Here is a 3,300-nt window from a genome sequence, read left to right on the forward strand (position 1 = left end):
GCATTTCCCCCAACACATTCCTAAACCTATCCACTTCTACTGCTTTATTTTCACTAGACTTATTATATGGCAATAGCTTTATCTCTTTTGCAGTGTTTTTAAACTCCTGCATAGAATCTAAAAGTTCATTTGTCTTAGCATTAATATCTCTTAAATGTGCTTTTAGGTTAGTATTAGCTTTATAAGGCAGTGCTTTTATCTCATTACTTAAAGGTTTAAAGTCTAGCTGTGCTAAAGGCTTATTTAATGCTTTTGTGGCACTCATAAATTCTTTATAGAGATTATGAAATATAAAATTCTTTATAGCTTGAGAAGTTAAAGGCAGGGCATTGCCTTTAGAATCTACAATAATGCTAAAAGGCATACTCATAAAGTCTTTAAAGCTTTTGTCTAGCTTTTGCAAGGCGTGTAGTGTCTCTTTATACTCTAATAGCTTTGTTTCATTATATGCTAGTAGTTTAGTGTCTTGTGGTGTGTTATAAGGGATTAAAGCATTATTTGCTTGTGTGCTGTTATATGGGATTAAGCCTTGTGTGTCTTGTTTCATTAGGTTTGTAGCAAAGCTTGGTTTCGTTTGTGTTTGTGTTGGGACTAAAAGATTACTAAAAGCATGGATTTCTTTTTTAGTCTCTGCATGAGTGTTTAAAGGCATTAAAGCCTTATTACTTGTGCTTAATTCACTCTCTATATCTTTTATAGCTTCTTTGGTAAAGCTAATATCATCTTGTATTTGATGTAATACCCTTTGTGTTTGTGATATGAGTGTGCTATTTGTCTTTAAGATATTGTTATCATCAAAGGCTTTAAAGCTTTGCAAGTCTTTCTCTAGCAGTTCTCTTTTTTGTAATAAATGATTATATTGTGAATAGGCATTCTCTAGTGTCTTTTGAGTAGGTTTATCTAGCTGTATTTCCCCACTTTCTACTTTTCTTTGAAACTCTTGCATACCGAGTTTATCAAACTCTACTTCCATTTTATAAGTTGCTTCATTGTCATGCTCTATTGTGTTATTATATTGACTTGCTTCCTTGTCATATTCACTTATTCCCTTGTCATATTGAGCCGTAGGCGAAATATCTTTACTTGCATAAGGTTTAGATGTTTCCAGCTCACGCCTCAACATGACAGAATCCTTATTTATAGATACTTCACTCTCTCGCAATGATTCTATAACTTCCCTTTGTATAGTCTCTATATCTTTTCTAGCTTCACTCAAAGCATTATCTATAACTTCTTTTTTCTCTTGTAATTCTTGTTTGTGGGCTGTGATTGCAATTTGAGTTTCTTGTGCGTCTTTTATGGTATAGAAACTTGCTATATCATCTTTTTCAAATTGTGCTTTCCAGTATTCTAACTCTTTTAATACCTTGCTTGTTTCTTTATCCTCTTTAGGCAAGTTCTTAGAGATAGAATCTATGCTGACATGTATAAAGTCTTTTGTATCTCTTTAAATTAAATGCGTTGTCTTGCGGACACTTTTAAGGGAATCTTCGCTCAAGGCTTGGTCATGTATGCTTAATACACTCCCTTCGCCTTTCACTCGATAACCCTTAAAATTGCCTCGCAATACTTCCGCATAGAATCTTTGCCTTTCTATAAAGGCTTAGTTGGTCTTCTAAGCTTTGATGTGCTAGATTTTCACTTAAAGCCCCTGCAAATCTAGCCATTATCTTATGCACGAAGTTATAAAACAATAAAAGCGTTCTGCCAAATAATCCATTAGCACTGCTTATTAATACATTTGCAGGTTTGCTGCCTACACTTCTTTGTATTGCTTGTAAAAACTCATTATCGCCATTATATAGCCTTTGTGCTTGTTTGAGATTTGAGACTAGATTCTTTAAGCCTTCATCTGTAATGCTATGTTCTATCTTCTCTAAATCTTGTATTAATTCCTGCCATTTAACCGCCCTAAATTGTCCATTCCCATTAGCTATATTTCTTTGTATGAGTTCTTTTATAGCTTGGGCTTGTAAGTTTGTATCAGTATTATTTGCAATGCGATTAAAGACTTTGTTATTAAAGCCTTCTTCTCTTTGTGCTTGTTTGAGTATAGCTTTATTAAAGTTATCTTCGCTTAAGTCTTTCTCTCTCTTTTTAGTCTTTACACTATCTTTATAAAAATCACTCTCTTTAAACTTCGCATAGTCTGCATACTCTTTGTTTATATCTTTATAATTTTTTAAAAGATTTGCTGTATTAATGCCACTTTGCTGTGCTATATCTTGCAAGGCATTCTCTACTGCTGAATCTATCTCTTTATTTATAGCTTGTAAATGCTTGAAACTTGCATTTTTAAAATCTTTACTTCTTAATATATCATTGTAGTATTTGCGGATATTAAGTAAATCATCAATATTTAGATTTGGCTCTATGAACTCAAACATATCATATTCAAAGCTTTTAATCCCCCTTGCTTCTAGCTTTTGTAGCATAGCGTTTATAGTCTGCCCTGCATTTGTTACATGTGGGATACTCTCTTTTAAATCCATTAAAATATCAGCTATCTTTGTGCCAGTGCTACTAAAATTGATGTTATCAAGTGTCCTTTTAATATCATATTCTACCTTACCATATCTTTCCTTTAAGCCTTTTGCATAGCTAGAATCCATATCTTTAAACATTCTTTGAGTTAAAGCTTCACTCTCTATACTTTTTGCTACTTGTGCTGCTCTTTTATCTATAAATTGTCCAAAGTTTAGTGCAAGTGTTGGATTCTTAGCTAATACACCACTTAAAGCAGATTGCAAGGCTTCATTTTGACTTACAAAGCGTAAAAACTTCTCTCTTTCATGTCTTGTAGCCTTGCCCTCAAACATATCTTGCATTAAACTCATAATAGGACGATTAGATTCCATACTTGTAGTTTGAAAGCTTTCAAACTCTTTACTTAAGGCTTCTAGCTTATCTTTACCTTTTGCCATACTCTCTTTATTGATAAACTTTTCATACTGCCAAGCGTTTTTAAGCCTTTCTAGCTTAGGAATGCTTGAATCACTCTTATAATCAGCAAGGCTTTTTCCATTTAAAAACTCTTTTTGTGCGGCTTCTTTTATAGCCTCTCTCTCGTTATTATCAAGTGCATTTTTAGCTAGAAAGTTTGTAACTGCATTTACATTGCCATTTGCTAACTTTTGTGCTTCACTTATAGCTTTATTACCGATATTGCTTAATCCATCAAGGTTAGCATTTTTAATCGTTTTTATAGCTTTCCCAGCACCCAACAAAGTAACATCAGCTACCGCACTAAGCAACATTGCTTCATTTGCCCTTTTTAATCCATAGTCTTTATTTATAAAA

General features: G+C 33.2%; 2 protein-coding genes. Both read right to left on the bottom strand.

All coding sequences use genetic code 11. The features are described from left to right. Nucleotides 1–1,396 (bottom strand): hypothetical protein (locus tag C6H17_RS06465; RefSeq protein WP_158655008.1); only part of this gene is annotated, 1,396 nt, incomplete at its 3' end. A 154-nt stretch (nucleotides 1,397–1,550) separates the two neighbouring features. Then, on the bottom strand, nucleotides 1,551–3,300 hold a 1,750-nt coding region (locus C6H17_RS06470), incomplete at its 5' end, for a hypothetical protein (RefSeq protein WP_158655009.1).

Origin of the sequence: Helicobacter rappini (assembly GCF_900198625.1) — a bacterium.
Lineage (GTDB): Bacteria > Campylobacterota > Campylobacteria > Campylobacterales > Helicobacteraceae > Helicobacter_A > Helicobacter_A rappini.